This is a genomic window from Flavobacterium psychrophilum DSM 3660 = ATCC 49418 (assembly GCF_002217405.1).
GTDB lineage: Bacteria > Bacteroidota > Bacteroidia > Flavobacteriales > Flavobacteriaceae > Flavobacterium > Flavobacterium psychrophilum.
Genome location: NZ_MUHE01000013.1, coordinates 21,780 through 46,954 on the forward strand (window position 1 = coordinate 21,780; position 25,175 = coordinate 46,954).

28 protein-coding genes are annotated in these 25,175 nt (G+C 30.3%); 14 read left to right on the forward strand and 14 right to left on the reverse strand.

From position 1 onward, the window contains the following. Positions 1-6: 6 nt before the first annotated feature. The 6 genes from B0A57_RS03975 (at position 7) to fabV (ending at position 6,161) form a co-directional block, all read left to right on the forward strand. A complete protein-coding gene (locus tag B0A57_RS03975) occupies positions 7-801 on the forward strand; it encodes an outer membrane protein assembly factor BamD (RefSeq protein ID WP_011963942.1) in 795 nt (264 codons plus the stop codon). A gap of 9 nt (positions 802-810) precedes the next feature. Beyond that, a complete protein-coding gene (locus tag B0A57_RS03980; protein WP_011963943.1) occupies positions 811-1,125 on the forward strand; it encodes a DNA-directed RNA polymerase subunit omega in 315 nt (104 codons plus the stop codon). 7 nt (positions 1,126-1,132) lie between these two features. Next, positions 1,133-2,341: a bifunctional phosphopantothenoylcysteine decarboxylase/phosphopantothenate--cysteine ligase CoaBC gene (coaBC, locus tag B0A57_RS03985; RefSeq protein WP_011963944.1), complete on the forward strand. Its 1,209-nt coding sequence runs from the start codon at positions 1,133-1,135 to the stop codon at positions 2,339-2,341. Then, on the forward strand, positions 2,334-3,221 hold the full coding sequence (gene porD / locus B0A57_RS03990; protein ID WP_011963945.1) for a type IX secretion system protein PorD: 888 nt from the start codon (positions 2,334-2,336) through the stop codon (positions 3,219-3,221). The genes coaBC and porD overlap by 8 nt, the downstream gene beginning before the upstream one ends. A 9-nt stretch (positions 3,222-3,230) precedes the next feature. Continuing rightward, the gene (recN, locus tag B0A57_RS03995) at positions 3,231-4,883 is read left to right on the forward strand and encodes a DNA repair protein RecN (protein ID WP_038466798.1); all 1,653 of its coding nucleotides are present in this window, start codon (positions 3,231-3,233) and stop codon (positions 4,881-4,883) included. 87 nt (positions 4,884-4,970) lie between these two features. Then, entirely contained in the window at positions 4,971-6,161 is a 1,191-nt protein-coding gene (gene fabV, locus B0A57_RS04000) for an enoyl-ACP reductase FabV (RefSeq protein ID WP_034098629.1), read from the forward strand. A gap of 327 nt (positions 6,162-6,488) precedes the next feature. On the opposite strand, the gene B0A57_RS04010 is transcribed toward fabV, so the two are convergent. The 8 genes from B0A57_RS04010 to rpsF all read right to left on the reverse strand — a co-directional run bounded on the left by B0A57_RS04010 (position 6,489) and on the right by rpsF (position 11,848). Next, complete coding sequence (locus B0A57_RS04010; protein ID WP_034098631.1) at positions 6,489-6,767, reverse strand: hypothetical protein; 279 nt, start codon at positions 6,765-6,767, stop codon at positions 6,489-6,491. Positions 6,768-6,775: 8 nt separating this feature from the next. Then, positions 6,776-6,904 (reverse strand): hypothetical protein, encoded by a 129-nt coding sequence (locus B0A57_RS12405; RefSeq protein ID WP_256948353.1) that lies wholly within the window; start codon positions 6,902-6,904, stop codon positions 6,776-6,778. Positions 6,905-7,225: 321 nt separating this feature from the next. Continuing rightward, positions 7,226-7,921, reverse strand: coding sequence for a hypothetical protein (locus tag B0A57_RS04020; protein WP_038466795.1), 696 nt, complete (start codon positions 7,919-7,921; stop codon positions 7,226-7,228). Between the two features lie 86 nt (positions 7,922-8,007). Next, entirely contained in the window at positions 8,008-10,008 is a 2,001-nt protein-coding gene (gene ligA, locus B0A57_RS04025) for an NAD-dependent DNA ligase LigA (RefSeq protein ID WP_038466792.1), read from the reverse strand. A 72-nt stretch (positions 10,009-10,080) separates the two neighbouring features. Further along, on the reverse strand, positions 10,081-10,554 hold the full coding sequence (locus B0A57_RS04030) for a DUF6495 family protein (RefSeq protein ID WP_011963953.1): 474 nt from the start codon (positions 10,552-10,554) through the stop codon (positions 10,081-10,083). A 141-nt stretch (positions 10,555-10,695) separates the two neighbouring features. Next, positions 10,696-11,139 (reverse strand): 50S ribosomal protein L9, encoded by a 444-nt coding sequence (gene rplI / locus B0A57_RS04035; protein ID WP_011963954.1) that lies wholly within the window; start codon positions 11,137-11,139, stop codon positions 10,696-10,698. Positions 11,140-11,204: 65 nt separating this feature from the next. Further along, the gene (rpsR, locus tag B0A57_RS04040; RefSeq protein WP_011963955.1) at positions 11,205-11,501 is read right to left on the reverse strand and encodes a 30S ribosomal protein S18; all 297 of its coding nucleotides are present in this window, start codon (positions 11,499-11,501) and stop codon (positions 11,205-11,207) included. A gap of 5 nt (positions 11,502-11,506) precedes the next feature. Then, positions 11,507-11,848: a 30S ribosomal protein S6 gene (gene rpsF / locus B0A57_RS04045; protein WP_011963956.1), complete on the reverse strand. Its 342-nt coding sequence runs from the start codon at positions 11,846-11,848 to the stop codon at positions 11,507-11,509. A gap of 168 nt (positions 11,849-12,016) precedes the next feature. Here rpsF and B0A57_RS04050 point away from each other — a divergent pair, with 168 nt between their 5' ends. Further along, positions 12,017-12,709: a LytR/AlgR family response regulator transcription factor gene (locus B0A57_RS04050; protein WP_011963957.1), complete on the forward strand. Its 693-nt coding sequence runs from the start codon at positions 12,017-12,019 to the stop codon at positions 12,707-12,709. Positions 12,710-12,775: 66 nt separating this feature from the next. Here B0A57_RS04050 and priA read toward each other — a convergent pair whose 3' ends face one another. The 4 genes from priA to nadC all read right to left on the reverse strand — a co-directional run bounded on the left by priA (position 12,776) and on the right by nadC (position 17,946). After that, entirely contained in the window at positions 12,776-15,226 is a 2,451-nt protein-coding gene (priA, locus tag B0A57_RS04055) for a replication restart helicase PriA (RefSeq protein WP_038466787.1), read from the reverse strand. Between the two features lie 474 nt (positions 15,227-15,700). Beyond that, entirely contained in the window at positions 15,701-16,129 is a 429-nt protein-coding gene (locus B0A57_RS04060) for a DUF2147 domain-containing protein (protein ID WP_034098643.1), read from the reverse strand. Further along, complete coding sequence (locus B0A57_RS04065) at positions 16,126-17,073, reverse strand: YihY/virulence factor BrkB family protein (RefSeq protein ID WP_034098645.1); 948 nt, start codon at positions 17,071-17,073, stop codon at positions 16,126-16,128. Before B0A57_RS04065 ends, B0A57_RS04060 begins: the two co-directional genes overlap by 4 nt. A 15-nt stretch (positions 17,074-17,088) precedes the next feature. Then, positions 17,089-17,946 (reverse strand): carboxylating nicotinate-nucleotide diphosphorylase, encoded by an 858-nt coding sequence (gene nadC / locus B0A57_RS04070; protein ID WP_011963961.1) that lies wholly within the window; start codon positions 17,944-17,946, stop codon positions 17,089-17,091. Positions 17,947-18,148: 202 nt separating this feature from the next. On the opposite strand from nadC, the gene hmpA reads away from it, so the two are divergent. The 6 genes from hmpA (at position 18,149) to B0A57_RS04100 (ending at position 22,395) form a co-directional block, all read left to right on the forward strand. Beyond that, complete coding sequence (gene hmpA / locus B0A57_RS04075) at positions 18,149-19,354, forward strand: NO-inducible flavohemoprotein (RefSeq protein WP_034098647.1); 1,206 nt, start codon at positions 18,149-18,151, stop codon at positions 19,352-19,354. 7 nt (positions 19,355-19,361) lie between these two features. Further along, positions 19,362-19,781, forward strand: a complete 420-nt coding sequence (locus tag B0A57_RS04080) for an Rrf2 family transcriptional regulator (RefSeq protein ID WP_011963963.1) — start codon at positions 19,362-19,364, stop codon at positions 19,779-19,781. A gap of 1 nt (position 19,782) precedes the next feature. Then, positions 19,783-19,998 carry a hypothetical protein gene (locus B0A57_RS04085; RefSeq protein ID WP_080731710.1) on the forward strand — a complete coding sequence of 72 codons (216 nt, stop codon included), beginning with the start codon at positions 19,783-19,785 and terminating at the stop codon, positions 19,996-19,998. 74 nt (positions 19,999-20,072) lie between these two features. Beyond that, on the forward strand, positions 20,073-20,546 hold the full coding sequence (gene rlmH / locus B0A57_RS04090) for a 23S rRNA (pseudouridine(1915)-N(3))-methyltransferase RlmH (RefSeq protein ID WP_011963965.1): 474 nt from the start codon (positions 20,073-20,075) through the stop codon (positions 20,544-20,546). Between the two features lie 34 nt (positions 20,547-20,580). After that, positions 20,581-21,468 carry a glycosyltransferase family 2 protein gene (locus B0A57_RS04095; protein ID WP_011963966.1) on the forward strand — a complete coding sequence of 296 codons (888 nt, stop codon included), beginning with the start codon at positions 20,581-20,583 and terminating at the stop codon, positions 21,466-21,468. Then, positions 21,469-22,395 carry a glycosyltransferase family 2 protein gene (locus B0A57_RS04100; RefSeq protein ID WP_034098651.1) on the forward strand — a complete coding sequence of 309 codons (927 nt, stop codon included), beginning with the start codon at positions 21,469-21,471 and terminating at the stop codon, positions 22,393-22,395. Here B0A57_RS04100 and B0A57_RS04105 read toward each other — a convergent pair. Together B0A57_RS04105 and B0A57_RS04110 are read right to left on the reverse strand one after the other, a co-directional pair. Beyond that, complete coding sequence (locus B0A57_RS04105; RefSeq protein ID WP_034098653.1) at positions 22,366-22,785, reverse strand: sugar 3,4-ketoisomerase; 420 nt, start codon at positions 22,783-22,785, stop codon at positions 22,366-22,368. The genes B0A57_RS04100 and B0A57_RS04105 overlap by 30 nt on opposite strands. Continuing rightward, positions 22,786-23,883, reverse strand: coding sequence for a glycosyltransferase (locus B0A57_RS04110; protein ID WP_034098655.1), 1,098 nt, complete (start codon positions 23,881-23,883; stop codon positions 22,786-22,788). Positions 23,884-23,927: 44 nt separating this feature from the next. On the opposite strand from B0A57_RS04110, the gene B0A57_RS04115 reads away from it, so the two are divergent. Further along, entirely contained in the window at positions 23,928-25,064 is a 1,137-nt protein-coding gene (locus tag B0A57_RS04115; protein ID WP_034098657.1) for a glycosyltransferase, read from the forward strand. Positions 25,065-25,175: the final 111 nt, after the last annotated feature.

Sequence of the window (25,175 nt, forward strand, 5' to 3'; positions counted from 1 at the left end):
ATAAATATGAAGAAAATACTATACACATTCCTAATAATTGCTTTATTTTCGTCATGTAGCGAATATCAAAAAGCAATTAAATCTGAAGATGTAGCCGTAAAAACCGCTGCAGCTACAAAAATGTATGAAAAAGGCAAGTATGCAAAAGCAATTCGCCTATTCGAACAAATTTCTCCCGTATTAAAAGGAAAACCAGAAGCTGAAAATGTATTTTATATGTTTTCCCAATCTTATTATAAGACAGGACAGTATTATTTATCAGGATATCAATTCGAAAGTTTTGCAGCTTTATATCCAAAAAGTAAAAATACAGAGGAAGCAGCTTTTTTAGGTGCAAAATCATATTCAGAATTATCACCTACTTATTCGCTAGATCAAACAGATACCGATAAAGCAATTAACAAGTTGCAGAATTTTATAAATAAATATCCAAATTCTAAATACCTAGCAGATGCAAACGTAGTGGTAAAGGATTTAAGAGAAAAATTAGAGAAAAAAGCATTTGAAATTGCAAAACAATACAATACAATTTCAGATTTTAAACCCGCAATTAAAGCTTTAGATAATTTTATCGCAGATTATCCAGGAACACCATACAAAGAAAAAGCATTGTTTTATAAACTAAATGCAAGTTACCAATTAGCAATAAACAGTGTGCCATCTAAAATGCAAGCAAGGTTAAATGTTGCAAAAGAAGCGCAGGAAGCTTTGCTTAATTTTAATCCCAATACAGAATTTAAAAAAACAGCTGACGAAATGTTGGTTAGAATTGATAAAGATTTACAACAATTTTCTAAATAAAAAAAAGTCATGGATTTAAAAAAGACTACAGCTCCAGTAAACACAGTTACTTACAACAAAACAGTAATTGAAGAGCCAACTGGAAATGTTTATGAAGCGATTACCATAATGGCTAAAAGAGCAAGTCAGATTAATGCTGAAATAAAAAAAGAACTAATCGAAAAATTAGAGGAATTTGCTACTTATAACGACAGTTTAGAAGAAGTTTTCGAAAATAAAGAACAAATTGAAGTGTCTAAATTTTACGAAAAATTGCCAAAAGCACACGCCTTAGCAGTCGAAGAATGGTTAGATGATAAAATTTATTACAAATCAACAAAATAAAACAACCATGTCTGTTTTAAGCGGTAAAAAAATAATACTAGGCGTTTCTGGTGGAATTGCTGCTTACAAATCAGCCTCGTTAGTCAGATTATTCATAAAAGCAGGAGCGCATGTCCAAGTGGTCATGACTCCTGCTTCTAAGGATTTTGTAACCCCACTAACCCTATCTACACTCTCTAAAAACCCTGTTCATTCTTCTTTTTTTAATGAGCATGACCAAGATGCAGTTTGGAATAATCATGTCGATTTAGCACTTTGGGCAGATTATATTGTCATTGCGCCAGCAACAGCAAACACCATGTCTAAGATGGTTTCTGGTAATTGCGATAATTTACTTATTGCTATCTATCTTTCGGCAAAATGCCCTGTATATATTGTACCAGCTATGGATTTAGATATGTACAAACACCCATCTACAAAAATAAATTTCGAGGCTTTCGCCAAATTTGGAAACACCATTATTCCTGCAGAAAGCGGCGAATTAGCCAGCGGACTTTCTGGAGAAGGGCGTATGGCAGAACCAGAAAATATCATTTCATTTTTAGAAAAAGATATCGAAAATAAATTACCACTAAAAGGAAAAAAAATTCTCATTACAGCAGGGCCAACTTATGAAGCAATAGATCCTGTTCGATTTATAGGAAACCATTCTTCAGGGAAAATGGGCTTCGATATTGCTATGGTCGCTGCAAATTTGGGCGCACAAGTTACTTTGGTTTCTGGACCAACACATTTTCAGGTAAAAAATTCATTAATAAATCTAGTCAGTGTAACCTCTGCCGAAGAAATGTATAATGCTTGTCATCAGTATTTTAATGATGCCAATGTTATGATTGCTGCTGCTGCTGTGGCAGATTATCGTCCGAAAAATGTTGCCCTTCAGAAAATAAAAAAGAATGAAGCTACGTTTACTATCGAATTAGAAAAAACCAAAGATATTTTATCATCATTGGGTCAAATTAAGAAAAAGCAGTTTCTTATAGGTTTTGCTTTAGAAACCGAAAATGAAATTGAAAATGCAAAGCTAAAAATTCAGAAAAAAAACCTAGATTTGATTGTTCTTAATTCTTTAAATGATTTGGGTGCTGGTTTTGGAAAACCAACAAATAAAGTTACATTTATAGACAAAAATTTTAAGATAGAACCACAAGAACTAAAATCGAAAGAAGCCGTAGCTATCGACATTGTAAATAAAATTGTTTCTTATTATGCGTAAAATAATTGTTTTTTTATTTCTTTTATTTTTTGGGTTTACACAAGCTCAGGAGCTTAATTGTGCTGTAAATTTCAATACAGATCAGGTTGCTGCTACAAATCAGCAAGTGTTTAAAACGCTCAAAAAATCTCTAACCGAGTTTGTAAATAATACAAAATGGTCTGATAAGACTTACAAAGGTATCGAAAAAATAGAGTGTTCATTCTTTTTTACCATCGCTACATATAATGCAGATCAGTTTACAGGAACCCTGCAAGTTCAGGCATCAAGACCTATTTATAACTCAAATTATTTGTCACCAATTTTAAATATAAATGATAAAGATATCGATTTTAAATATTTAGAATTTCAAAACCTAACTTTCGATGCTAACTCTTTCGATTCTAATTTACTCTCTATAATGGCATTTTATTCTAACCTAATTGTAGGTCTAGATGCCGATACTTTTTCGTTAGAAGGAGGTTCTAAATCGCTCGAAAATGCTCAGAATATTGCAACCCTTGCCCAACAAAGTCAAATAAAAGGCTGGAGTCAATCTGATAAAACTCAGAACAGGTATTTTCTTATAAACGATATGCTTTCACCTACTTTTGTAGCCTTTAGAAAAACGATGTACGAATACCATTTGAAAGCTTTAGATAAAATGGCAGACAATCCCAAAGAAGCAAAAGAAAATATAAAAATTGCTTTAAAAACATTATCAGAAATAGCAGATACAAGACCAAATGCTTACTTAACTAGAGTTTTTTTTGATGCAAAAGCTGATGAAATACTCAGTATTTATGCCGATGGTCCAAAAGTAGATGTCACAGAAGTTATTAATTCACTCAACAGATTATCTCCTACAAATTCCAGCAAATGGGGAAAAATTATTTATTAATTTCTTACTATGTTAGCTTCATTATCTATAAAAAATTTCGCATTAATAGAACAGTTAGAAATAAATTTTTCTGATCAATTCTCTATTATTACAGGTGAAACAGGTGCAGGAAAATCGATACTTTTAGGCGCTTTAGGATTGGTATTAGGCAAACGTGCCGATTTAACATCTCTAAAAGACAAAGAGCAAAAATGTATTATCGAAGCACAATTTCAAATTTCAAAATACAATTTACAAGATTTTTTTGCTACAAACGATTTAGATTATGAAGAGATAACAATCATTCGTCGTGAAATTTTACCTTCAGGGAAGTCTAGGGCTTTTGTAAATGATAGCCCAGTAAATCTTACCGAATTGCAAGATTTGAGTGAGTATTTGCTAGATATTCATTCGCAACATCAAACCCAAGAATTGTCTAGCGAAGCCTATCAAATACAAATTATTGATGCCATTGCAAACAATCAGCCTTTGTTGTTAAATTACAAACAAAATTTAGCCCAATATAAATCTGCAAAAAGCGAATTAAAGAAATTGCATGCTGAAAAAGAAGCATTATCAAAAGAACAAGATTATAATTCCTTTTTGTTAGAAGAATTGCTTTTGGCAAACTTAAAAACTGGCGAGCAAGAAGAATTAGAAAGTGTTTCCGAGAAACTAAATAATGTCGAATTTATTAAAGAATCTCTAGATAAATCTTTAGCTTTAGCTAATGATGAGCAATTGGGTATCATACAAAATCTGAAAGAGGTTAAACTTTCGTTGCAAAAAATTTCAGGATTATCTTCGGAATTTCAGGATTTTTTTGAGAGAGTTTCAAGCACATTAATCGAATTTGAAGATGTTTTTATCGAACTCTCACAACAAGCAGAGAAATTAGTTAACGATCCGGAAAAATTAGAGTTGGTAAATCAAAAACTACAAACTATTTATTCCTTACAAAAAAAACACCAAGTAGAATCGGTTGCAGATTTGTTAGTCATTCAAACTAATTTAGACAATAAATTAGTTTTGGTAGATGATTTAGAAAATAAAATTCTGAAGATAGAAAACACCCTAAACGAAAGTATATTAATTTTAGATAAAATAGCGTCTCAAATTTCCCAAAATAGAAGCAAAGCCATTCCGGTTTTAGTTACTCAAATTAATGAGATTCTTGTACAATTGGGAATGCCAAATGCCAGATTCCAATTCGAAATAAGTAACACAAAAAGCTACTTGCCATTAGGTAAAGATGAAGTACAATTGTTGTTTTCAGCAAATAAAGGTACTGATTTTGGATTGCTAAAAAAAGTAGCTTCTGGCGGAGAAATGTCTAGGATTATGCTAGCTGTTAAAGCAATTTTAGCAAATTATTCGAAACTCCCAACTATTATTTTTGACGAAATAGATACGGGTGTTTCTGGAGAAATAGCCCATAAAATGGGTGATATAATGAAAAGAATGAGTAGCAAAATGCAAGTTTTTGCTATTACGCATTTGCCACAAATTGCTGCAAAAGGAAACCAACATTATAAAGTTTTTAAATCATCAGAAGGCGAAAATACGATTTCAGAACTTAAATTACTCTCGCAAGATGAGAGGGTTATAGAAATTGCCGAAATGCTGTCAGGAAAAGATATTTCAGATTCAGCGCTTAATCACGCAAAAGCATTATTAAATTAGAAAATTAGAACACTAGACTTCTTACTATTGTTAGATTTTTAGTATTTTTGAATAGCAAAAAAAAAATAACCGAGTAAAAAAAATAAAATGATTATAGAACCAAGAATGCGAGGATTTATTTGTCTTACAGCACATCCTACAGGTTGTGAGCAAAATATAAAAAATCAAATAGCTTACATAAAATCTAAAGGACATATCGAAGGAGCAAAGCGAGTTCTAGTGATTGGAGCTTCAACAGGTTTCGGATTGGCTTCAAGGATTACAAGTGCTTTTGGTTGCGATGCTTCTACAATTGGGGTTTTCTTCGAAAAACCTGCAAGCCAAGGCAAAACAGCTTCACCAGGTTGGTACAATTCTGCAGCTTTCGAAAATGAAGCTAAAAAAGCAGGTTTGTATGCAAAAAGTATCAATGGCGATGCGTTTTCTAACGACGTAAAGCAACAAACTATCAATTTAATAAAAAAAGATTTAGGTCAGATAGACTTAATTATTTATAGTCTAGCATCACCAGTTCGTTTGCATCCAACAACTGGAGTTCTGCATCGTTCAGTTCTAAAACCAATAGGCGCAACATTTACCAACAAAACTGTCGATTTTCATTCAGGGAAAGTTTCAGAAATTTCTATTGCACCTTGTGAGGGCGATGATATCGAAAACACAGTAACTGTAATGGGTGGCGAAGACTGGTCTATGTGGATCGATGCGTTAAAAAAAGAAAACTTGTTAGCTAATAATGCCACTACAATTGCATATTCATATATAGGACCAGAAGTTACCGAAGCAGTTTATCGCAAAGGAACAATTGGTAAGGCAAAAGACCATCTTGAAGCGACCGCTTTTTCTATTACAGATAGTTTGACAGATTTAGGCGGAAAAGCCTATGTATCAGTAAATAAAGCATTGGTAACACAAGCGAGTTCGGCAATTCCAGTCATACCTTTGTATATTTCATTATTATATAAAATTATGAAATCCGAAGGTATTCATGAAGGTTGTATCGAGCAAATGCAACGATTGTATGCGCAAAGATTATATACGGGAAATGAAATTCCTACCGATGATAAAGGCAGAATTCGTATTGATGATTGGGAAATGCGAGCTGATATTCAGGAAAAAGTAGCCAAACTTTGGTTAGAAGCAACTACCGAAACATTACCAGAAATTGGTGATTTAGAAGGATACAGAAGTGATTTTCATAATCTTTTTGGATTTGGGTTTGAGGGTGTAGAGTATAAAGCAGATACTAACGAAATGGTAAATGTTTCGAGTATAATATAATTATAACAATAGTAATAAGAAAGAAGCTGTTCGAAAAGTAATTCATCTATACAAAATTCTAGTATGATTTTTTTTTTGAATAGGTATCTAAATATTTTAGTATAAAAAGAGGCGGTCTATGTTTTATGGCGGTCTCTTTTTTTTATTCTCTAGACGATGTAACAGGTTATAAATTTTCATTGCAATTTTATCATTCATTCATTACCAAACTTTTTTTTACAGGATTCAACTCTAGACAATACGGCGTAATTGTCATTAGTATAATGTTTAGGATAAGTCTATATCTTTCATCAAATGAAAGGTAGCATGATCACGAACTATAATTTTTTAGTTCCTGATGTTTATATTTACTTGATTTAAACCACTACGCTCAAAAATAAATTTCTCGTTTTTATGAATACCGTAAAGTGGCAAAATCACATAATTTTCGCCTTTTACAAGTTTGTCGGTTGCAGTTTTTAAATTTTTGTTTTCTTCAAAAAATTCAAGCAACAAAGAATATGTATCTTCAATTATATCAATTGGTAAACGAAAATCATTTTTAGGAATTATAAACTTTCTAAAAAGCGTACTATTTATAATATAATCTGCCAGCGGAAAAACCAACTAAAAAACTAATAAATACTACCTGCATTATATATATACAAACCACTCCCTAGCTCGTCTATTGCTAAAGTAGTAACATATAAAAAAATAATTGCAAAGGGAATAGTTGCCAAAATAACTGGTAAATAATTTGGCATAGAAACAATTTTTACAACAAGATAAATAATTAATATCCGGTAAAACATAAAAAAGAGTGACCCTAATAGTATCGAGTTAAAATCTTTTGCTACAAAAAATATATTTGCAATTAATCCAAAAATTAAAGCAAGGATAAAACAATTATTCCTCTTAACCGATGATTTCCAGCATATAAGAATTAGCAACGGACAAATTAATGCTTTTAAAAAATAAATAAAACTCACAAAACAAAAAAATTCTGCCACAACTTCTGTCAAAGTAACACCAAAAAACAATAAAATAAGAATATTAACTTCGTTTGCCGCTTTAATATTTATGTTTTATTTTTCATTTTGCAATAATATTTCCTTCTTAGAATTACTAGTTATATATTTTACCATATAATAATAAGATATAAACTGAATCGTTACATTTAAAAACATAAAAATTACTAAATTTAAATAGAAATTATATATAACAAAAAAAACATCAGAAGTAATAAAACAAATACACATAAGCAATGCGTAAAATGTTTTTTCGTTTTCTTGGTTTAAATAATTAAACCCAATAATAGAGGCTAATATAGATAATAAAATTCCGTAAATAGTATATAAATTATTAGTAAAACCATCTATACCAGGCATTAAATCTAATACAACATGCAAAATTAGAACACAACCCATTACAATTAATACAAAATATAAAAAATTTAAATTAGATAGGTTTTTTAGTGAAATATCCTTTACCGAAAGATATATAAATATCAAATAACCAAACATATTTAGTAATGCAATTGGGAAATTTCCCTCTGGAAGTTCGAATAAAACTAACATATCCGAAATAAAATTACTTAATAATATTATTAGAAATAGGCAATTAACCTTTTCAGTTCTTATTTGGATATAGTAGAATAAAATAGCTGGTATGATCATAGGCTTCATTAAAAGTATCATAAGCTCATTCCCTATAAAAATTCCTATACTTGCAAATATACTTGCAAATAAATATAAAAACAATGATGAATTATTTATTTGCATCTTATACTAAAAAATAACACGCTAGAAGTAAAATAACATAACATATTAATCTATTTTTAAATATTAATAACCCTTTAACAACAACTTTACGAAGTTAATAAAGCACTAAAATCACTTTCACTAATAATTGATACTTTTAGTTGGTTTGCTTTTTCTAATTTTGCTGGCCCCATGTTTTGCCCTGCAATTACATAATTTGTCTTTGCAGAAATAGAACTCCCCACTTTACCACCATTATCCTCGATTGCTTTTTTTAACTCGTCACGAGAATAAATCTCAAAAACTCCCGAAACAACAAATATTTTACCAAGAAGCTTATCCGAAACAACTGTATTATTTTCTTCAGAGATTGCTAACTGAATTCCGTTATTTTTTAACCTCTCTAGAACACTTATATTTTCCTGATTATCGAAAAATTCGACTACACTTTGTGCAATTTTATCTCCAATTTCATCTACCACGACCAATTCTAGTAAATTAGCATTAGCAATAGCATCAATATTTTTGTAATGTTTGGCTAACTTTTTAGCAACCGTTTCCCCTACATAGCGAATCCCGAGTGCAAACAAAACATTTTCGAAAGGAATATTTTTAGAATTCTGAACACCTTGTACTAAATTTTCGGCACTTTTTTGTGCCATTCTTTCCAATGGCAAAATTTGTTCTACTGATAAATCATACAAATCGGCATAGTTTTTTACCAATCCATTATCATATAATAAAGCAACCGTTTCTCCTCCCAAACCTTCAATATCCATGGCTTTTCTGGAAATATAATGCTGTATTCTACCTATAATTTGTGGCCGACAACCATAAAAATTAGGACAATAATGATTGGCTTCGCCTTCTTTTCTTTCTAATTTAGTTTGACATTCTGGACAATGTGTAATATAAGCCGTCTTTTGGGAATTTGAAGGTCTTTTTTGTAAATCGACACCAATAATTTTAGGGATAATTTCGCCTCCTTTTTCTACAAAAACGGTATCATTTATTCTAATATCTAATTTTTCTATCTGGTCTGCATTGTGCAAAGAAGCACGTTTTACAATCGTTCCTGCTAACTGTACAGGTTCTAGATTTGCCACTGGTGTGATAGATCCTGTTCTCCCAACTTGATATGAAATTGAATTTAATTGTGTAAAAACTTGTTCCGATTTAAACTTATATGCTATTGCCCAACGTGGTGATTTTGCGGTATAACCTAACTCATCTTGCAAGTGCAAATCATTTACTTTTATGACTACCCCATCTGTTTCGTAAGGTAAAGTATGCCTATTTTTATCCCAAATATTTATGAAATCGAAAACTTCATTCATGTTTTTAGCCAAATGACTTTGTTTTGGAACTTTGAATCCCCAAAGTCTAGCTTTTTCTAATCCCTCAAAATGAGATTGAAATGGCAAATTATTTCCGATTAATGAATACAGCAAACAATCTAAGGGACGTTTTGCCACTTCGGCACTATCCTGCAATTTTAAACTTCCCGAAGCTGTATTTCTTGGGTTAGAATAAGGAGTTTCCCCAATTTCTATCAAATCTTGATTCATTTTTTCGAAACCAGCAAAGGGCAAAATAATTTCTCCACGAATGTCAAATTTTTCAGGAAAATCGCCTTTTAGTTTTATTGGAACTGCTTTTATAGTTTTAATATTATTGGTCACATCATCACCTTGAAAACCATCGCCACGAGTTACCGCTCGAACCAATCGACCGTTTTCGTAAGTAATAGAAATAGAGGCGCCATCGTATTTTAGCTCACAAATATATTCTAACGGTACATCGCCAAGTGCTTTTTGAATCCTATTTTCCCAATCTAACAAATCTTCTTTCGAATAAGAATTGTCTAACGAATACATTCTGTAATCGTGTTTTAGGGTTTCGAAGTTTTTTGTAATTGTACCACCAACTCGTTGTGTGGGTGAATTTTCGTCGAAATATTCTGGGTTATTTTTTTCTAAAGACTGAAGATCAGCTAGTTTTACATCAAAATCATAATCTGAAATCGTAGGATTATCTAAAACGTAATAATTATAATTGTGGAGATTAAGCTCCTCACGCAATGATTGTATTTTTTGTAAAACGGTCATAAATAATAAAAATTGGCTATTCTAGTTTCTGAGCACTAAAATAACCAATTTTATCGAATTTAAACCCTAAAATTAGGAATTCATTATACCATTTATTTGTTTAAATAATTCGCCATCGCTCAAAAAAGCACCTTGTTTGATTAATTCGAAAAGAGAGGTGTTTCTTTCTTCGGTAAATTCTTTTTTACCTACTTTCATTTCAATATTATCGGTAAACATGTTGTCGCTTAACCATTGCAAACCTTCTTTGGTTAGAAAGTTTGTTTCCGGAACCACCGATTTCAAAACTATCGATTGCACATGAGTATCGAAACAATGAAAAAGAAAAATATAATTTTTAGAGAAGTGTTCTAAATATACTGCCCTTGTTAGCACACCTTCCCAAATTAAATCCGAGAAAACATCTAATTCTTGTTCGGCTACTTCTGGTTTTTCTAGTTTAATTTTGTCCCATTCTCCTTTATCTATAGATTGAGTTGAAAGAAAATTTATAAATTCTGGATGCAATTCTTCAAATTGCTCTTTGGTTAGTCTGTCGTATTTCATTTTAGACTTCTTAGATTTGTTAGATTTTTAGACTTCTTAGATTTCAAAATCAAAAATGTTGAATGTTGAAAAACGAATTTTGAATTTTGAAATAAAAAAAAAGCCTTCTTTTACAAGAAGGCTTTTAATATTTGTTAGAAATTATGCTTGTTCAGCAACAATTTCGTAAGCTAATTCTACAATTACATCACGGTGCAAACGAACTGAAGCATTATATTTTCCTGTTCTTTTCACGATACCAGAAGTAATAAATTTTCTGTCTATAGATTGACCACCTTTAGCTAAAGCTTCAGCGATATCTATATTAGTGATAGAACCAAAAAGTTTTTCACCACCTGCTTTTGCAGAGATTTTAATTTCGATAGCTTTAAGAGCATCTCCTAATGTTTTTGCATCTGCAACAACTTTAGCTTCTTTATGAGCTCTTTGTTTCAAATTTTCAGCTAATACTTTTTTCGCAGAAGAAGTTGCCATGTGAGCAAATCCTTGAGGAATTAAGTAGTTACGACCGTAACCTGCTTTTACAGATACGATATCGTCTTTAAAGCCTAGATTTTGTACGTCTTGTTTTAATATAAGTTCCATGTTGATGTCCTTTTAGAGAAGTTAGGTTTTCATTTTAGAAAAACCAACAACTTTTAGTTTTAAAATTATTTTAATAAATCGGCAACGTATGGCATAAATGCTAAGTGACGCGCTCTTTTTACAGCTACTGACACTTTACGTTGGTATTTTAATGAAGTTCCTGTAAGACGACGTGGTAAAATTTTACCTTGCTCGTTTACGAATTTCAATAAGAAATCTGCATCTTTATAATCGATATATTTGATTCCAGATTTTTTAAAACGACAATACTTTTTAGTTTTGTTCGTATCAATGTTTAAAGGCGTTAAATATCTAATATCTCCGTCTTTTTTTCCTGAAGCTGATTGTTGTAATGTTGACATAATAATTACGCTTTAGTTGCTTTTAGTTTTGCTCTTCTTCTCTCAGCCCATGATATTGCATGTTTGTCTAAACTTACAGTTAAGAAACGCATAACACGTTCGTCACGTCTAAATTCAGTTTCAAAACCGATTAACACTTCTCCTGGAACTGTAAATTCGAATAAATGGTAAAAACCACTTTTTTTGTTTTGAATTTCGTAAGCCATTTTTTTCAAGCCCCAATCCTCTTTGGATACCATTGTAGCTCCTTTTGAAGTTAAATAATCTTCAAATTTGCTTACTGTTTCCTTTACCTGAGTTTCAGATAAAACGGGATTCAAGATGAAAACAGTTTCATAATGATTCATAATATAAAATTTTATTTGTTAAAAATATGGGTGCAAAAGTAGTGTTTATATTTTAATATACAAGGGAAATATATAAATAATAGACAATTATGCCTTTTTTTACTAAAAATATTTGATTACTAAATAAAAAAAACTATATTTATTGTACCAATGTATTAAAATGATATTATGAAACTGAATTGTATTGTTGTAGATGATAGTGCTATACAAAGAATTTTGGTAAACAAACTAGTAGAATCCCATCCTAACTTAAATTTGGTTGACGATTTCTCTAATGCTATTGAAACTAAAAATTGCTTAATAACCAAGCCTATAGATTTACTTTTTTTAGATGTAGAAATGCCTATAATAAACGGTTTTAATCTCCTAGATGGTCTAAAAGAAAAGCCTCAAACCATATTTATTACCTCAAAAGCCGAATATGCAGTTAAAGCTTTTGATTATGATGCTACAGATTATTTGCAAAAACCAATTACAAAAGAACGTTTCAATGCCGCTGTAAAACGGGCGTTAGATATGCACCAACTTCGCAGAGATAACCTTGAGGAAGAAGGCGATCATATTTTTATAAAAAGCAATTTAAAGAAACTAAAAATATATACTGCAAAAATAAAATGGATTGAAGCTTACGGTGATTACGTAAAAATAGCTACCGAAGATGACAACCATCTTGTTTTGTCGACGATGAAATCCTTTGAACAAGATTTACCTAAAGAAAAGTTTATCCGTGTTCACAAGTCGTATATCATTAATATTGAAAAGATTGAAAAATTTAATAGCAAATTTGCCGAAATAGGAGTTACTAAAATCCCGTTAAGTCGAAACAAAAAAGAAGATTTAACAAAAGCTTTAAATTATTAATTTAACTTTTAGACTTCTTCTTTTTTTAGATTACAGTATTATCATGGCTGAAAAAGCAAATTATAATCAATAAAAATCGACATTTACCCCTACTTTGATAGCTCTAAATTGCGAAACAGACTCGAAACTATTCAGAATTTTCTGAATGGTTTTTTTTGTATTTCCTAATGATTTTTCTTGCGGGATTTTTATCAAAATTGTTCGAATATACTCGTTTCGAATACGATTTATAGCTGGTTCTTCTGGTCCAAGAACTGGAATATCAAACTGCTGTTTCAAAACTTGGTACAACCACATAGAGCCTTCTTTTAGCTTATCGAAGTCTTTTTGTTTTAAGGTTAATTTAATTAACTTGAAATAAGGCGGATAATGGTATATTTTTCTCTCATACAATTGCTCATTAAACATAGACAAATAATCATTTTGCACTACTTGCTGAATCGTATTGTGATTAGTATTATAGGTTTGAATAATCACTTTTCCTTTCTTATCAGACCTTCCTGCCCTACCCGATACTTGTGTCATCATCTGGAAACTACGTTCGAAAGCCCTAAAATCTGGAAAATATAGCATCGAATCGGCATTAAGGATTCCTACAAGCGATACATTATCAAAATCTAAACCTTTGGCAAGCATTTGTGTGCCTACTAGAATATCTATTTCTCTATTTTTGAAACTACCAATCAATTTTTCGAAAGCATATTTACCTCGAGTAGTATCTTGGTCCATTCGTTTGATGTTTTTTGTTGGAAAAAGTGAAGCCAATTCTAATTCTATTTGCTCGGTTCCAAACCCTTTAGAAGTTAAATCGATACTAGAACAAGCATGACAATTAGTGGGTTTGGCAATACTATACCCACAATAATGACAACGCAATTGGTTTTTGAACTTATGATATGTTAAACTCACATCACATTGCGGACATTGTGGTACATGACCACAAGTCATACACTCGATCACTGGCGAATAACCACGACGGTTTTGAAACAAAATAACTTGTTCCCCGTTAGATAATGCTTCTGCAATAGCATCTATTAGGTTTTGACTAAAATGCCCTGTCATTTTTTTGCGGAAATAGCTATCTTTTAAATCGACCAATTCTATTTCTGGTAAAACAGCATTTCCGAAACGTTCGTGCAATTCGACCAATCCGTATTTGTCGTTTTTAGTATTAAAATAAGTTTCAATGCTTGGTGTTGCGGAACCTAACAACACTTTGGCTTTATGAAAATTTGCCAAAACAATTGCTGCATCACGAGCATGGTATCTTGGTGCGGGGTCAGTTTGTTTAAATGTTTGTTCGTGTTCTTCATCGACAATAATGAATCCTAAATCTTGAAAAGGCAAGAATAGTGCCGAGCGGGCTCCAATAACAATTTGAGCTTTTTCGGACGAATTTAAAACCTGATTCCAAACCTCAACACGCTCATTATTGCTATATTTCGAATGAAAAACAGCTACTTTATTCCCGAAATGTTTGGTTAATCTAGAAACCAATTGTGTGGTAAGCGCAATTTCTGGCAACAAGTACAAACACTGTTTTTTTTGCTCTAAAAATTTTTCAACTAGCTTGATATATACTTCTGTTTTTCCCGAAGCGGTGATTCCGTGGAGCAAGCAAACTTCTTTTGAAGTAAAAACTGTTTCAATTGCCGATAAAGCTTTGTTTTGTGGTTCGCTTAATACAATCTGACTTATGTTTACATCATCAAACGAAACTCGATCTTCTTGGATATAATATTCTTCGAAAATTTCTTTATCGATTAGTGCTTTTATAACTGCCAAGGTTCCTCCAGAAAATTCAGTCAATCCTTTAACCGAAATAGGCTTTTTTGTAGTAGCTTGCAACTGAAAATAACTTAATAATATTTCTTTTTGTTTTTGTGCATTTTTTAGAACCAATAATAATTCTTCCAATTTATCATTAGAATTAAACTGGGAAAACAACCGAATATAACGCACCAATTTGGGTTTGTATTCTTCAATCATTTCTTCTTGAAGTGTAATAACATTTTTAGCCAAAAGTTGCTGAATGATGGGTAAAACTTTCTTTTTGTTTAATACCGAAGTAACCTCGCTAATTTTTAGAGAGCTTTGCTGTTTTAAGGCTTCTACTAATAAATATTCCTCGTCCGAAAGCTCGTTTTCATTAATAATAAAATCTTTTTTGGCAGAAATAATTGTTTCGCTTTCTAATTGCAATGCCGATGGCAAAGCGCACCTAAAAACTTCGCCCAACGTACACATATAATAGGATGCAATCCATTGCCAATGTTGCAATTGTACCTCGGTTACAATAGGTTTCTGATCTACAATTTGATGAATTTCTTTGGCCTCATATAAAGTTGGCGCATTGTGATGTAGCTCCAAAACCAAACCTGTATAAAATTTACTTTTACCAAAAGGAACTGCTACCCGCATACCTATTTTCAGGTACTCGAATTCTGCCTCCGAAACGCTATATGTAAACGTTTGCGGAAGTGTAAGTGGTAAAATAACTTGAATGAAGAATGGCATTTTTAGTTTGAATTTTAAAAATTAAAATATTACACCTATTTTAGTAATCCTTATTAATAACAAGTTCCTTTGTAACAATAAATATAGGTATGATATAAATTTAAGATAAATACAACTTTAATTAGAGTTGTAGCTATTCGTTTTGCATTAAATACTTAATTCTAGAAACAACATTTTTTTTAATCTCATCTTCAGAGGTTGCCACATGGATTAGAATTTACGCTACAAACGAAGTTTACGGAACTCCTAAATATAATGAAGTAATCTTTTTGAGGCAGAAAAAGCCTCAAAAAAGATTTTTACTTCAATTCCTAATGCAAAATACTGTAATTAATAGCGTTAATCTATGAATGAAAAAAAAAATGAAGGAATCCTAAGGCAAAATGGAATAACAAATAAAATTGAGTGCTATATTTTACCTTTTTACTTTAGCGGAATTCATTATATGGTTTTATAATTCTTCAGACTAAATTACTACTTCACTCTAACCCAAGTTTGCGAACGTCCTATTAAGGAAAATCCCATATAACCACGAACTTCGAGTTTGTCTTTACCCGCTAGTTTTATAAAACATTTGTAAATGTTCCCAGTTTCGGGATCTAGTATTTTTCCGCCATTGTATTCGTCATCTTCTTTCTTAAGGCCTTTTATAATTACTAGCCCTAAAACGGGTTTGTTTTTATCTAGACCTTCACATTTTTCGCATTTCCTATTGCGTCTAGAAGGATCTATAATTTCGATAACTTCTCCGTAAACTTTTCCGCTGTTTTCGTAAACTTCTACAATAGATTTTGCTTGTCCCGTTTTATCATCGATGGTTTTCCATTTTCCGAAAACAGTTTGGGATTGCATTTGAAAAGATCCAATAAGTAAAAGCAAAAGTGTCATTTTTTTAATCATCATAAATGTGGGTTTTTAGTTGGGTGGTGTTTTAATTTATATATAGACGCATCTAATTCGAAACCTAAAAGCAGTACCATACAGTTTAGCCAAAGATAAAACATTACGATGAGTAATGTTCCTATCGAGCCGTATAATTCGTTATATTTTGAGAATCTTACTACCCAAATCCCGAAAAAATACGAAGACAAAATAATTAAAATAGTGGTAAATACAACACCTATTGTTATAAAAGCACGCTTTCGTGTTTGTCGTATTCCGAATTTAAAAAGTATTCCTATTGACATGATTATCATGATAATGATAAAGGAATATCGACCAAATTCTATTAGCGAAATTTTGTCGGAAATTCTACTAGAAAGTACGTCTTGAATGATGGTTCTTTGTATAAAAACTTCAAAAATAATAATCGCAGAAACGGTAATTAGTAGGATAAATGTAAGCAACATCGATATAAACAATGCTACAAAATATTGCCTAAAATAGGCTCTTTTTTCTACAATATGTTGCGAGGTTTCGAAACCACTCATTACAGCATTTACGCCATTTGTCATTAGAAAAACAGACAAAATACCCCCTGTAGACAATAATCCTGAATGACTATTATGTAGAATATCGTTTATAATATTATCTATCGCATCGAAAGTGGTTGGTGGCACATTTGCTCGTACAAATCCTAAAAAATCTTCTTGAAAACCTGTTATTGGAATGTAAGGAATAAGATTTAAAATAAATAACATAAACGGAAATAGCGCCATAAAAAAGCTCCATGCTACGGCTGCTGCCCTATAACTTAAGGCACCTTGAACAATTCCTGAAAGATAAAAATCGATTAATTCATATAAAGAAATTCCTTGTAACCAAGGGAGTTTTATGTTTTGTAAAATAATAATTAATTGCTTAATTACTGGGATTTTTTTTAATATTTCTTCTGTAGTTTGACTCATAATTTAGGTTGCAGGTTAAATTGCTTTCAAACTCAAATCTATATTATAAACTGAATGCGTTAAAGCACCTGATGAAATATAATTGACACCACATAATGCGTAATCACGAATGGTTTTCTCGTTGATATTTCCTGAAGATTCTGTTAAACATTTATTTCCAATTAATTTGACAGCTGTTTTTGTGTCTTCAAAATTAAAATTATCGATTAAAATTCGATAAACGCCTTCGGATTGTAATATTTCTTCTATTTCGGCTATATTTCTAGCTTCGACAATAATTTTTAAATCGAGATTATTCTCTGCAAGGTATTGTTTTGTTTTGGCTATAGCCAAAGTTATTCCGCCAGCAAAATCATTATGATTATCCTTAAGCATAATCATATCATATAAAGCGAAACGATGATTTTCGCCACCGCCCATTTTTACTGCCCATTTTTCGGCAGCACGAAAACCTGGAGTTGTTTTTCGAGTGTCTAAAATTTTGGTATTTGTACCTTCAAGTAATTGTACGTATTTATTAGTTTTTGTAGCAATAGCACTCATTCTTTGCATCGAATTAAGGACTAATCTTTCTGCTTTTAGGATAGATTGTGAACTGCCAGAAACATGAAAAACTACGTCACCATACGCTACCTGGCTTCCGTCTTGTATAAAAGTTTCAACAATTAGATTAGAATCTACATGATTAAAAATCATTTTTGCAAATTCGACACCCGCAATAATTCCTGTATCTTTTACTAATAATTTGGCTTTTCCCATTGCTGAAACAGGAATACAAGCTAGCGAACTATAATCGCCAGATCCTATATCTTCCCGAATACCATTTGTAATAATTAATTCTAATTCTTGGTTAAACTGTGTTTCTGAAATCATATTGTATAAAATTATGAGGCTAAAATAATACATATTTAAAACAATTGTAGTCTTTAAAAAAGATAAAATTACGCAAAGGCATAATTATTTAGCTTTTGTATCAAATTGAAGTAGATTTATTTTTTTAAAATTAATTGTTTCATTTTAAATACAACTTATAAAAAATGTATTAGTTTTGTATAAAATTTTTAAAAACAATAAAATGACAAGTACACAAAAAGACCTAATAAAAGCTACTATTCCTATTTTAAAATCTAATGGGGAAGACTTGGTTAAATATTTTTACAATCGCATGTTTATACATAATCCAGAATTAAAAAATCTTTTTAATATGGGAAATCAATCAAGCGGAAAACAACAAAGCGCATTAACAGGTGCGGTACTAGCTTATGCAGAAAACATAGACAATCCAACGGTTTTAATAAACACCTTAAAATTAATTGGAAACAAACACGTGAGTCTTCAGGTAACTGCAAAACAGTATGATATAGTAGGAAACCATCTAATTGCATCTATCAAAGAAGTTTTAGGAGCTGAAACAGCCACAGAAGAATTACTGCATGCGTGGACTATTGCTTATACACAACTAGCACAAATAATGATCGATATTGAAGAAGGTATGTATAAAGAAAATATCGAAAAAGAAGGCGGTTGGAATGGATGGAGAGATTTTAAAATTTCAAAAATAGTTACCGAAAGTACTGAAATAAAATCTTTTTATTTAGAGCCTACAAATGGAGAAAAGTTACCTTCATTTAAACCAGGGCAATACCTATCTATAAAAACATATATCGATGCTTTAGGACATGAACAACCTAGACAATATAGCTTATCATCTGCAAATAGTGACAAATGGTATCGCATTTCGATAAAAAAAGAAATGGGAAACCAAAACAAACCAAACGGTATTTTTTCGCATGCCATGCATGACAAAAAAATAGGCGATATAATACAAGTTAGCGCTCCCTCTGGAGTATTTCATATAGATAACGAAAATAAAAACCCCTTAGTTCTTATTAGTGGCGGGGTAGGAATTACCCCACTAATGAGCATGTTAGAAGCTAATACTCACGAACTAAAACAACATAAAACAGTCTGGATACATAGTTGTAGAAACAAAGAGGTACATGCCTTTAAAGAAGATATTAAAAAATTAGAGCAAGCAAACCAATGGCTAACCACGCATCTTTACTACGAAACCAATACAAGTGGTGAGCATGATGCAAAATTAGGTCGAATTAATATCCCCGAATTGCAAAAAGAGATTTTAGTAAACGATGCAAAATATTATATTTGTGGCCCAGAACTTTTTATAAAAGCACAATACACTGCATTATTAGAAATAGGCGTAAAGGAAGAATTTATTTCTTTTGAAGAATTTGGACCACAATTACTTAATTTGAATTAAAACAAAAATGAAACTGAACCATTTTACTGATTTTAGTATGCGTATTTTAATGTATCTTAATCATCAAAAAGAAGGAAAAACAACTTCTTTAGATGAGTTATCAGATCAGTTTAAAATATCAAGAAATCATTTAATTAAAGTGGTTCAGTTTTTATCTAAAAACCAATACATACACACCAAAAGAGGTAAAAATGGAGGAATTCATATTTCAAACGAAACAAAAACCATACCCTTGGGAAATTTAATAAATATCCTAGAGCAAGACAATTCTCCTATCATAAACTGCGATAGCAAGCCTTGCGTTTTAGCACCTCATAATTGCAAATTAAAATATATTTTCCAATTAGGATACCAATCATTTATAAACACACTTAATCAATTTACGCTATCCGATTTAACATTTGAAAATTGGGATAAAATTTTTTAAAATGAAAAACAAAATAGCAAAAAGTTTTATAACCACTTTGTTTATAACATTTGTACTAACCATTGTAAACACAAACACTTTCGGAACGCTACCTTTTTTTTTCATCTGGATTCGCTCTTGGTGCATTGCAGGAACAATTGCCAGCTTCTTTAATGTTTTTATCTTTTCGAAAACCAATACGCATTTAAAAACCGTATTCTCCTACTTTAACAAATAAAATTTATTTTTTTGCCAAAATAAACAAACCCTTAATTGTACTTTATTAAATTTGTATTCATTTATACAAATAATATGAATATCAAACTTATTGCCATTGGTAAAACCGATAATAAAAATTTGCAAACCCTAATTGATGATTACACAAAGCGCTTGTCATTTTATATTAAATTTGATTTAGAAATCATTGCCGATATTAAAAACGTAAAAAACTTATCCGAAACGCAGCAAAAAGAAAAAGAAGGCGAGCTTATTTTGTCTAAAATTACGCCAACAGATCAGTTAATTTTGTTAGACGAAAACGGAAAAACCTTTTCCAGTGTTGCTTTTTCTGACCAATTACAAAAAAAAATGAACTCAGGAATTAAAACATTAGTTTTCGTAATTGGCGGACCGTATGGATTTAGTGATGACGTTTATAAGAAAACTTTTGGCAAAATTTCGCTTTCTCAAATGACTTTTTCGCACCAAATGGTTCGGCTATTTTTTATCGAACAATTGTATCGTGGATTTACAATTTTGAAGAACGAACCATATCATCATCAATAGAAATGATTATATTTGGATTTTTAAAACTTAATTGATGCTTTCAATATTAATTCCTACTTATAATTACAATGCTTTTTCATTGGTTGAAGAACTAAATAATCAAGCTTTGGCAACTGGAATTAAGTATGAAATAATTGTTTTAGATGATGGGTCAAATTATTTTTTAAAAGAAAATCAAAAAATAAACGAGCTAGATAATTGTAGTTTAAATGAGCTTTCTCAAAACATCGGATATAGCAAAATAAGAAATGTACTCGCTAAAAAAGCTAAATATGATTGGCTCCTTTTTTTAGATAGCGACACTTTTCCAAGGTCAAGTAGTTACATTTCAAACTACATCAAACTCATCACAAAAAATAAAAAAGTGGTGTTTGGAGGAATAGAATACCCTAAAAACAAACCAGAAAACGATAAACTACTTCGTTGGAAATATGGAAAAAAAAGAGAAGTTAGTTCATTAAGTAATAGAATCAAAAAACCATACAATTCCGTTTTTGTTTATAATTTTTTGATAGAAAAAACAATATTTAGTTCCATTTTGTTTGATGAGAAAATAAAAAAATATGGATATGAAGATTTTATGTTTATTCAAAATTTAAAGCTAAAAAACATAAATATTTATCACTGTGAAAATACCGTATTTCACTTAAATTCAGACACCTCAGATGTTTTTTTAACAAAAACACGTACCGCCTTAAAAACACTTCAATTCCTTTTTGAAAATCAGAATATTTTTTACATTGAGACAAAAATTACGAAAACTTACAACATATTATATCGCCTGAAATTAGTTGCAACTATTTCTAGATTATTTCAAAAACATCAAAATAAACTAGAAACAAATTTAAAATCAAAAAAACCTTCTCTTTTTATTTTAGACTTATACAAAATCGGTTATTTTTGCTTGATAAACACTAAATAAATGCCTTTTTTTTCGATAATAATTCCGCTTTACAATAAAGAAAATTATATAGAGTACACTCTAAAAAGTGTTCTCAATCAATCTTTTATTGATTTTGAAATTATTATAGTAAATGATGGATCTACCGACAATAGTGAACAAATAGTGTTTCAATTTAATGATAAACGAATACATTATTTTCATAAAAAAAATGAAGGTGTTTCTATTGCTAGAAATTTTGGAATTGAACAGGCAAAATCAGATTTTATTTGTTTTTTGGATGCCGATGATTTTTGGTATGAAAATTATCTAGAAATAATGCAAACTTATATTGAAAAATTTTCAACATATAAAGTGTTTTCTAGCGCCATAGAAATAGAAACTTCTAAAACAATTTTCCCTGCACAATACTCGATAAAGAAAAATGCTGATTTTGAAATTATAAACTTCTTTGAAGCTAGTGAAAAAGAATGTGCCATTTGGACATCTAGCTCCGTTTTTCATAAAAGTATATTTAAAAAAACTGGTGTTTTTGATCCAAATATAAAAATTTCAGAAGATACTGATTTATGGATTCGTATTGGTTTGCAATATCCTATTGTATTTATCTGGAAAACAATAGCACGATATGTATATGATGAGCAAAGTGTATCTAGAACTTCTAATTATATTTTTGAAGAAAGTAGTTTTCTAAAATATGTAGAAAAAGAAAAAACCAATAAAGAGTTAAAAAAATATTTAGATTTAAATCGTTTCTCTGCTGCAATAAAAAACAAATTAAATGATAATTATGCAAGCTTTGAGAAAGTAATAAAAGAAATTAATTTAACTAATTTGAGCTTCAAAAAAAGGCTTTTACTTAAATTACCTACTCCCATTTTAAAAAAATTAATCCTCCTAAAATTATTTTTAGCTAATTTAGGAATTGGAAATTCTATTTTTAAATAATTTAAATTCTTCAAGATCTCTTATATAATCCTCTTCATCAAAAACATCTGAAGAAACAACTAAACATACAGAACCAGATGAAAAATTAGCTAATTCCCTCCAAATTCCGTTTACGATTAACAATCCGAAATTAGGTTTATTAAGTGTTATTTTTTTTTGCTTATAACCATCTTTTAATATAACATCAAAACTACCACTTAGCGCAATTAAAATTTCATGTTGATGTATATGACAGTGCCCTCCTCTTTCAGCGCCACTAGGCACATCATATAAGTAGTAAACTCTCTTAATTTCGAAAGAGATTGTACTGCCCTCAATAACTGAAAGATTCCCTCGAGGGTCTTCAATTTTAGGGATTTCAATAAGTCTAACGTCGTGTATTGTTGTCATTTAACTTTCTAATAATTTATTCCACTCTTTACTAATATTTTCTAAAGATAAATATTCTATACTATCTTTGGCGTATTTTTTACAAAGACTATACAAATCGTGATCTAAAACCATTTTATTCATGGCTTCACTAAGTAATTCTATGTTATTATTATCTACTAAGAGCCCGTTTTTTTTGTTAATAATAATTTCTTCAGGACCTGATTTGCAATTAACAGAAATTACTGGCGTATTTAGAGCAAGGGATTCGATAACAACCCTAGGAAACCCTTCAAATTTACTTGTTAATACCGTACAAATTGCTTGTTTAACATACGGAAATGGGTTTACCTGTTTGTCACAAAACTTAACTTTATCTGATAATTTTAGTTTTACTACTTTATCTTTCAATTTTTTTAAATCTTTCCCATCGCCTAATATATAAAGAAAAATATTGTTTTTAGGCAATTCGGAAAAGCTATAAGCGTCTATTAATAAAGAATAATTTTTTACCTCATCATCTATTCGCCCATAGGCTAATATATATTTTTCAGAAATTTTGTATTTTAGAGCTAATTCATTAATATTTTCAAAATCAATCGGATTATAAATACTTCTTACATTATTGTATTGATAAGTTTTTTCGATTTCATTTTTAATCTCTTTTGACACACCTATAATATATTTTGCTGATTTATAAATATTCTTAGCTACTATTTTATTTTTAGGAAAATACCAACTAATATTAAAACTTCGAACCATATAAATCAGATTAGATTTTTTAGTGTAAAATAATTTCGAGAAAATAATTTCTACTAATGTTCTATATCTTGTTCGGCTGTCTATAATCCAATCAAATTTATGTGTTTTTATGTATTTTTTATAAATTAAAAATCTTTTTATACGTCCCAAAAAAGTATTGTTAGCCTCTTTTAGTTTGCCCATATTAAAAAGTACTCCTTCATATCGAAACTCAACTTTGTCTAGAAAAGTAACAATATGAACTTTATAGCCCATCTCCGACAATAAAACTGATAACAAACCCGTAGATCTTTCAGCTCCACCTTCTGCCAATGAAGTAGTAACTAGTAGTATTTTTTTTTTAGGTGTGATACTCATTAATATTATAAATAGTAAATATATTTGTTGAATATAACAAATATATGAAAATATTATTAGTAGGAGAATACAGTAGGCTACATAATACCTTGAAAGAAGGCTTAGAAAAACTTGGCCATCAAGTATTCGTAAATGGATTAAATGATGGTTTTAAAGATTACCCTGTAGATTTTAAGATTTATCGCAAATATAATAAAGGAATTATAAGTAAAATTAAAAACCTGGTTTTTGTACTAACTGGTTTTGACATTTCTTCCTACGCAACATACAATCAGGTAAAACATAATGCCTCTAGATTTTCTGGGTTTGATGTGGTACAACTAATTAACGAGAATAGTTTTATGTGCCAGCCAAAACATGAAATTAAAATCATAGCATTTTTAGTAAAAAACAATACAAAATTATTCCTACTTTCTTGTGGTGATGATTATGTTAATGTGGATTATAATTTTAAAAATCCGTATAGAAAATCAGTTTTAAATCCGTATTTCGAACAATCAAGTATTAAGAAAAACTTTATTAATTCATTAAAATTTAGAAAAAAATCATTTAAAAAGTTACACGAATATATTTACGAAAACTGTAATGGTGTTATAGCTACTGATTTTGACTACCATTTACCATTACTTAAGAATTCTAAATATTTAGGATTAATTCCAAACCCAATAAATAGTACTCATTTAAAGTACATAAATTTAGCCATTACAGATAAAATCATGATATTTTTAGGTCTAAACAATCAGAATTATTACAAAAAAGGAGGGAATCATTTTGAAGAAGCTTTAAGCATAATTAAAGCAAAATATTCTGAGAAAGTTGCCATAATTATAACCCAAAATATTCCTTACAGTACTTATATAAATCTATATAATAATTGCCATATTTTATTAGATCAAACCTATGCAAACGACCAAGGTTATAATGCACTAGAGGCTATGGCAAAAGGAAAAGTTGTTTTTACTGGTGCCGAAAAGGAGTTTAGCGATTATCATAATATTCAGGAAAGGGTTTGTATAAATGCAAAGCCTGACATTAATTATTTAGTAAATGAATTGTCTTTCTTGATAGAAAATCCTAAAGAAATTCTTGCCATTAGCAAACGTGCTAAAGCTTTTGTAGAAAAAGAGCATAATTATATAAAAATTGCTGAAAGATATTTAGAAGTTTGGAGCAATAATTAGATTGCAAGACTAAATATCTTATTTGTCTTCTTTTTAATAAATTTAAAATCTCGCTCTAATTATTAACATCTAGTTTAATAAAAATCTGATTCTTAAATTTCAAATCAAAAA